Here is a 7315-nt window from a genome sequence, read left to right as displayed (position 1 = left end):
CGCGGTTTCTTTTTCTGCGGCCGGTGACTTTTTTCATGCAGCACATCGATGATGTGTTCGCTCAATTCGCGTGCTTCATTCAGCAATCCAAGATCTGTCGGAAAACGAATCGCCTGTTCGGCCACGGTGGCGTCTATGATCATTTTCCCCTGATTGCGGGGTGTTTTGTCTGACGTTGAAGACTGCTTTGCAGTGACCGGGACAGCTGCAATATGACAGTCATCTTCGCTGCGATTCGATGCCGTCCTGCCAGGGCTACCGCCATCATTATCCTGGTCAGGCTTCTTTGCCTTTTTCTGCTCGACGGCCTTAATGATGGCCGCATGGAATTAATCAAATACTGTCTGCCCCATGCGCTTGCGTACTTCAACCAGTAACGAGGGCGCAAAAGGTGCTTTCGATTGAAAGCCTTTCAGTCCGATAAAATATTGCAGGTACGGGTTCTCCCGGATCTGCTCTACCGTTTCCTCATCCGAAACCGATAACTTGTGTTTGATGATGACTGCTCCGATTACTATCCGCGCATCCTTGGATGGACGTCCTAATGTCCGGGAGAGTGTCTTGTAGTAGCTATCGGCCAATTCGTCCCACGGCATGCAATCACTCAGTCTTACCCAGCGATTCCTCGGATCAAGAACCATGCCGGGCGGGGTATCAAATCCTTCGAGGGAGCGTTGTTTCTGGTTCTGGTAGCGGATCATCGTGCACGGTTTTTGGGGTTATTTGTCTTATTTACGTGCACTATTTTATCAGAATAGAGGTGATTCTAATATAGAATCAGTTACTTATACTTTCTGAGTAAGCTCTACATACCGTCATGGTCATGGATCATCGAGATTGTGGCGCATACCGGGAACTGCTCGGCGAAGACTATGCCAAGGATGCACAGAAGGAAACCATCGCGCATAGCACCAGGCTGATGCGGCTCAAAAGCATGATCGTTGAAAAATACCCGAAAATCGAGGTCGAGACCTTATTGATGAGCCTGAACGGCGATGTGGAAGTAATCAGCAATGCTTCGATCGCACAGGAAGAGACCGAAATCTGATTTTGAACAGGTCTTTATCAAACAAGCAAACAGCCCAGCCGGCCCGTTAAGATCAACCGGACAATCCTATGCGCACAGACACTTCAGGCGCCGAAATTGGCCAGCGCGGCCAGTAAATAATCGATGTCTTGCTCGGTATGATCGGCAGATACCTGCAGTCTGATTTCCTGCTCCCCATTGGGCACAACCGGATAATTGAGCCCTGTGACCAGAATCCGCTGCGCAAATAGGTGCGCCACCAGTGCCGAGGTTTTTTGCGTATCCCTCACCAGAATCGGCACGATCGGATGTTCGCCGGGCAAGGTTTCAAAGCCCAGCTGCTCCAGACCCGACCTGAGCAGAGCGCTCAGCTTGCGCAATTTCGCCAGCAGATGCGCCCCTTCCTGGCTGTCCACAATATCGAGTGCCGCGAGGGCTGCAGCAGCTTCGGCGGGTGTGATCGGGTTTGAATAGATATACAAAGGTGCCGTCTCCCGCAGGTAATCGATGACTATCTTGCTCGCCACGATATATCCCCCATTGACCCCAAATGCCTTGCCGAGTGTCGCAATCAGGATATCGGCCTGGCTGCCCATGTACTCCTCGGTGCCTCGTCCGGTTTCTCCGAAAGCGCCCACTCCATGTGAATCATCAACGACCGTGATGATTCCTTCCTCGTAGCCGTCCGCATGCCGTTGGCAGCACCGATTGATCCGGTCGAGCGGCGCATGATCACCGCGCATGCTGAAAATGCCATCCGTCACGACACAGACACGCTTGACCTGCCCTTTATTGGCGTCCAGCAGACGGTCCAGCGCATTCACATCGTTATGCGCATAGATTTCCTTTCTAGCCGGGTGTGCCAAACGAATCGCGTTGATGATGCAATTATGGTTGAGGGCATCGCTGATGACTAGCGTCTCATCCGAGATAAACTGCGGCAACACCCCCACCATGGTCGCATAAGCCGCGCTCATGATCATGGCCGCATCACGCCCATGAAACTGCGCCAGCTTTTGTTCCAGTTCGACATGAGGCTGGCAAGTCCCGCTGATGAAGCGCACCGCACCGGGCCCCGTGCCAAATCGCTCGACCGCTTCCGCCTCGGCCTGCATGAGCCGGGCATGCTCGGCCAGTCCCAGATAGGAATTGGAATTCATGCGCAGGAATGCCTGTTGGCCGTAACCCTGCAGAAAATAGCGCGGACCCAAGCCCTCCGCGGCAGCCTGCCTGCCAGTAATCACTTTTTCGTTGCCCTTGCTGATCCCCTGCGCTTGCAACTGAGCCAATTTTTCCTGAAACAGTTGCTCAATTTTTGTCAGCGACATTGTGCCCTCCTAGCCTTGCGCCAATTTGACTGTGATTTTTGCCAGCATATCCTCGACCATCTGCGACAGCTGATAGCGTGGTTGCCAGCCCCATTCCGCTCTCGCAGCGCTATCATCCACCTGCCGCGGCCAGGAATCGGCGATAGCCTGCCGCACCGGATCAATCCGGTAATCGATCGTAAATCCGGGAAGATGCGTCTGGATTTCCGCAGCCAATTGCTGCGGTGTGAAATTCATGGCCGTGATATTGAAGGCATTGCGATGATGCAGCTGACGTCCATCCGCCGTCATCAACTGGATTGCAGCATCGATCGCATCCGGCATATACATCATATCCAGCCGGGTGTCAGCCCTGAGAAAGCAATCGTAATGCCTGTGCCTGACCGCCTCATAAAAAATATCGACCGCATAATCCGTCGTGCCGCCCCCTGGCAGCGTCACATGCGAAATCAATCCTGGATAACGCAAGCCACGAGCATCCACACCAAAACGCCGATGATAATAATCGCACAGCAGCTCCCCCGTCACCTTAGTAATCCCGTACAAAGTGGCTGGACGCTGAATGGTATCCTGTGGCGTATCGATAGCCGGGGTATCGGGGCCAAAAGCGCCGATGGAGCTCGGGAAAAATACCGCGCAGCCAAACTGCCTCGCCGCCTCCAGCACATGCAGCAAGCCGTTGATGTTGATATCCCAGGCCTGTTGCGGCTTTACCTCCGCGACTGCCGACAGCAGCGAAGCCAGGTGAAAAATCGTATCGATCCGATGATCTCCGACAATCTGCTGCAAAGCTAGCCGATCGCGCACATCGAAACCATAGTAAGGCCCCGACTGCAGCAAATCATTGGGTGGCTGCCTGTTATAACCGGCTGCCACCACATTCTCCCCGCCAAACCGGCCGCGCAAGGCCATCGTCAACTCCGAACCGATTTGTCCGGTCGCACCGGTCACTAAGATCTTTTTAATCGTCCACCTCACTGTATATTCGATGATGCTTCAATGAGCATGAAAATCTGCATCTGGACGGCCAATGGCCCGACAACGCATAGGGCTCCACCAAGCAATTAATCACAAATTTAATGAAACTTATTAAGTTCCCGATCATCACACAAATACACTTGCTTAAGATATATTTTTGTAAGTGCATGTTATTAAATAGCTTTTCTTAACATTCCACAGTTGATAGTCTCAATGATAATGGCTAAAACCCAGCTGTCACACATCATTTCTATCAAATAACCAGCTAAAAATAGCTGTCACTCTCTCAACCCAAAAAGGAGACTGCATGACTTTCAAAACCAAATCAGCCGCTATAGCCATGGCCGCTTTCTTGGTCACGACAAACGTATATGCACAAGAGGCTGCCCCTACTCAGCAAGTTGCCCCAGCCACACAAAATATTGATCAGAAAACATTGAATCAATTCACCAAGGCTTATTCAGCTGTAGTCTCAATTCAACAACATTTTAATGCACAGTTAAACACAGTAACCGATGAGCAAAAAGCCCAGGCTGTACGAATACAGGCTCAGGAAAAAATGATTGAAGCCGTGGAAGAGTCGGGCTTGTCGGTAAAGCAATACGGTGAAATCATCGCAATGCTTGAGCAGGATCCCAAGTTGAGGCAACAAGTTTTTGGGGGACAAGAATCAGTCAGGTAATACACGAACCCCATCCATTGGGCGCTTTACCTGCAAGAATACGTGTTGCCAAGCGGTCACCACAAATGGACACGAAAGCACACGAATAATTCTGAAACATTGGAAGCTGCCTGGAAATTGCTGTTTTCAGGCAGCACCTTCAGCCTCCATGGCCATTGCAGCGAGATATTGCCACCGAAGAGCATTTGGCTGGCTGCGGCCCGTTGGGTCACGCCGTGGATCAAGAAAATTCTGGAGAAAAACAAATATTTTGTGTCACAGTCATCACAGGATGCGCAAGCGCACCCTACCGCATTCTGCCAGCTTCGCACCTGCTGGTGCTGGCCATGATGCCGAACACCTTCCTGGAATGGCGGCAGGCAGGTAACAAAGGCATCATTGTCCCCAGCTTGGAAGTAATCAGTATAGATGGAGGGGCTCAGGCTGCGCGGGATGATCACGAAAATTCAGCGCCCCCTTGCAATCCCTCCAATCAACCGCTGGCCAAATGGGAACATTGAATTTCAAAATTTATACTCCAGCGATATTGCCGTGAAGGTATCTGTTCGAGCGTTTCCCGCAGGCACATTGGAATTGTGACGGACTTTGTAGGATGCCACCATACCCAACGCACCCAGCAACTTGGTTTTGATTGCGGCCACCCCTTCGGCAAAGGTGTTGCGGGAACCGCTCTCCATGGCCAAGTCAAAATTAAATGCCGCCACATCATTGAAGCGGAATTCGTAATCGGTAGCCAGCCGCAAAATCCCCTCGTTCAAATTTTCATCGGTGCGCCGCCTGGACTGCCGCGCACCCGCGCCGATCTCGACGTTCAGGTGCTGCCGGGGCAGGTTGACCAGCCGACGGCCGTACCCGACCGCCTCACTGATTTGCTGCTTGAAGCCAGCGAATCTATCCCTGCGCCAGTTGACGCGGCCAAACGCATAATCAAACTGGTTGAAATCATAGGTCGCACCACCGCCAGCATCGTAGGCTTCGGCCGTCGTGCGTCCATCCTCACGGGCACCCAGCCCGCCAGCAAAGGCGTGATACTTCCATGATCCAGGCTGGTATTTCACCGACAGCCGTCCATTGATGCTGTCTGTATTGGTGTTGCCCGAGGTGGCCAAGTAGCCGAACCGGGCCGAGCCGGACCATGGACTTTCCGGCTCTTCCTCATCCGCATGCGCCAGCAGGCTGAACAATAATCCAAGCAACATAATAGGGAAGCCAAGCACAAACACGCGGGCATGAGTTTTCATCAACAAAATCTCAGGGGGAAACAAATCAGATGCGAGGCAGAACGACATTCGAAACCGCGTTATTATACAGAAAGCGATCTGTTGCGCGGACCCCCAGAAACAAAGTGGGCAGTAGCCTTCGTTGCCGCTTTTATCGTCGCCAAGCTGCCCAAAGGGCGACAATTCAACAGCCTGCCGCCGGAACAGCCATCAGGCGTAGGTGGTGGAATATCAAGCCGCAGGCCAGAAGCTCAGCCTGCCAACGCTGCCAGAATCCTATGGGTTTATTTTATTAGCCAGGTATAAACATGACCGGCAAAATTCAGGATGATGCCGGCGACAATCCAGAGCCAGCCCTGCACCCAAAGACCGTAGCCAATCATCACGAACCCCACGGCTGCAAAAACGAGATGCAGTGGATGCGCATGTTCCAGGATCCGCTGATCCAGCAGGCTTGCCTGCCCGCCATGCCGGTACAGTTCAAGCTTCCGGTCAGGCCACCCCCTGAAATATCCGTACCCCAAGCCCAACAAGTACACGGCCACACCCGCGCCCATCCATGGCCAGGCATGAAGCCATAGGCCGCCAATCAGCATCAGCAGCCCGATCATTGCCAGAAGCAGCGCGATCGGATGGGTAAAACTCAGAATCAGCCGCTCGACAAACGTCGCCGGCTGGCCTTTGTGGTATGCGCGGATTCTTTTCTCGGCCCAAGTTTTCTCAGCCCAAGTCATGGTGCCCTCCTCTACCAAATGAAGATACCGGCAACAATCCTAAGCCAATATGTCGCCGAACAATTCTCATCGCGCAAGACGCGCTTGCGCACCATAAAACTGATCAGGAATCATTCTACGCTTCATGCATCCAGCAAAAAAATAAAGCCTTCCTTAAGAAGCTGTTTGGAAACGCCTGCGTTATGTCTAGCGCCTCAATATAATACGAGTCATGGTGATGTAAACTCGGGTTTCGTTCACCCAAGTAAGTCGCTCGTAGATTATGCTATGAGACTGTTTTCAAACAATGGTTTCGAGTGATCATGCAGCAGCATGCTGTGTGTTAATACGTACTGCTTTTTATAAAACCATGGGCAATCTTCCCTGCGGCCTGCCTGGCGAGGCATTCGGCATCAAGGCCGGGTTGACGTTGGGCTGGATTGCTTCGCTGCGCTCGCAAAGACGGGACAGTAAAAATGACTACCGCATATACCTTAACTGCCGTTCATGGCGAGACCCAACGGGCCACAGCCATCCAGACGCTTTTGGCGACCATGCATCGGGACATTCCCTACTAAACCTTTAGTAAATTAGAGCTTACTCAAAAAGTATTTCTTATGATCGTTTGAAATTTAAAATTAACAACCAATTGTTTTGTAAAGAATATTTTTTCTAATAATATGCGGTTTAATATGATTAATTGAGCATGGGTGAGCTTGGGTGAGCTTGCGTTCAAATCAAGTACAAGGGTTTTCGCATATTTTGTTCAAAAACCTTGCACTTAAATATTTATTTATATGATATTTCAATTCAAAAACACACATTTATACTTTCTGAGTAAGCTCTATCTATCGGCTGCAAGATCTGATTGAAATTGACGATGCCTTGGTGGGTGGTCGCGGTGCTGAGGGAAAATCGTCAGTATTGGTGGCAATTGAGAACCGGAGCAAGCGTGCCGGATTTATCGCCATGCAACAGGTCTGTGCTGTTACTCATGAAACGGTAGCAAGGTTTGTTCAATGTCATCTCCCGCCCGGTCAGTTGGTGCGCAGTGATGCGCTGGCTTCTCTGACGGAAATTGGCAAAACCCAGCATCATGCTGCACGGGTGACGCCACCTGATATGGCAGGCGAGTGGTTGCCCTGGGTGCATATTGCCATCGGCAACCTCAAGGCGTTCCTGTTAGGCACTTATCACGGCGTATCGCCCAGATATCTGCAGGAATATCTCACTAAACAACCACCAGCTAAAGCTGGTGGGTTAGTGACAATGACTAAAGTCAGGATACGGGTCTTAAGACCCGTTTAGCTTTCGGTTCTGAAATTATCATCACCTTTAGGTTCAAAATGATGCTCCAAATAGTTTTG

8 protein-coding genes and 2 pseudogenes are annotated in these 7315 nt (G+C 51.3%); 5 read left to right on the top strand and 5 right to left on the bottom strand.

Features of this window, described 5'->3' with window-relative positions:
* Positions 1–350: 350 nt before the first annotated feature.
* A pseudogene (locus tag BLV85_RS15740) lies at positions 351–701 on the bottom strand (transposase); the annotation flags it as partial.
* A 116-nt stretch (positions 702–817) separates the two neighbouring features.
* Between BLV85_RS15740 and BLV85_RS13815 the strand changes: the two are divergent.
* A complete protein-coding gene (locus tag BLV85_RS13815) occupies positions 818–1048 on the top strand; it encodes a hypothetical protein (RefSeq protein ID WP_176974052.1) in 231 nt (76 codons plus the stop codon).
* 83 nt (positions 1049–1131) lie between these two features.
* On the opposite strand, the gene BLV85_RS13810 is transcribed toward BLV85_RS13815, so the two are convergent.
* Entirely contained in the window at positions 1132–2355 is a 1224-nt protein-coding gene (locus BLV85_RS13810; RefSeq protein WP_090415816.1) for an aminotransferase class I/II-fold pyridoxal phosphate-dependent enzyme, read from the bottom strand.
* A 9-nt stretch (positions 2356–2364) separates the two neighbouring features.
* Positions 2365–3333 carry an NAD-dependent epimerase/dehydratase family protein gene (locus BLV85_RS13805; protein ID WP_245725234.1) on the bottom strand — a complete coding sequence of 323 codons (969 nt, stop codon included), beginning with the start codon at positions 3331–3333 and terminating at the stop codon, positions 2365–2367.
* A 307-nt stretch (positions 3334–3640) separates the two neighbouring features.
* On the opposite strand from BLV85_RS13805, the gene BLV85_RS13800 reads away from it, so the two are divergent.
* Both BLV85_RS13800 and BLV85_RS13795 read left to right on the top strand, forming a co-directional pair.
* A complete protein-coding gene (locus tag BLV85_RS13800; protein WP_090415815.1) occupies positions 3641–4015 on the top strand; it encodes a DUF4168 domain-containing protein in 375 nt (124 codons plus the stop codon).
* A gap of 215 nt (positions 4016–4230) precedes the next feature.
* Entirely contained in the window at positions 4231–4515 is a 285-nt protein-coding gene (locus tag BLV85_RS13795) for a hypothetical protein (RefSeq protein ID WP_143032357.1), read from the top strand.
* Positions 4516–4518: 3 nt separating this feature from the next.
* On the opposite strand, the gene BLV85_RS13790 is transcribed toward BLV85_RS13795, so the two are convergent.
* Complete coding sequence (locus BLV85_RS13790) at positions 4519–5256, bottom strand: DUF481 domain-containing protein (protein ID WP_176974051.1); 738 nt, start codon at positions 5254–5256, stop codon at positions 4519–4521.
* On the opposite strand from BLV85_RS13790, the gene BLV85_RS15355 reads away from it, so the two are divergent.
* Positions 5245–5541, top strand: a complete 297-nt coding sequence (locus tag BLV85_RS15355; protein ID WP_176974050.1) for a hypothetical protein — start codon at positions 5245–5247, stop codon at positions 5539–5541. The genes BLV85_RS13790 and BLV85_RS15355 overlap by 12 nt on opposite strands.
* Here the strand turns inward: BLV85_RS15355 and BLV85_RS13785 are convergent.
* Complete coding sequence (locus BLV85_RS13785; protein WP_090415812.1) at positions 5520–5969, bottom strand: hypothetical protein; 450 nt, start codon at positions 5967–5969, stop codon at positions 5520–5522. The genes BLV85_RS15355 and BLV85_RS13785 overlap by 22 nt on opposite strands.
* 822 nt (positions 5970–6791) lie before the next feature.
* Between BLV85_RS13785 and BLV85_RS13780 the strand changes: the two are divergent.
* A pseudogene (locus BLV85_RS13780) lies at positions 6792–7184 on the top strand (IS1595 family transposase); the annotation flags it as partial.
* Between the last annotated feature and the right edge of the window lie 131 nt (positions 7185–7315).

The sequence above is a fragment of the Nitrosomonas halophila genome (assembly GCF_900107165.1).
GTDB classification, from domain to species: Bacteria; Pseudomonadota; Gammaproteobacteria; order Burkholderiales; family Nitrosomonadaceae; genus Nitrosomonas; species Nitrosomonas halophila.
Note: the sequence above shows the minus strand (reverse complement) of the source record. Positions and strands in the feature narration are given on the sequence as shown.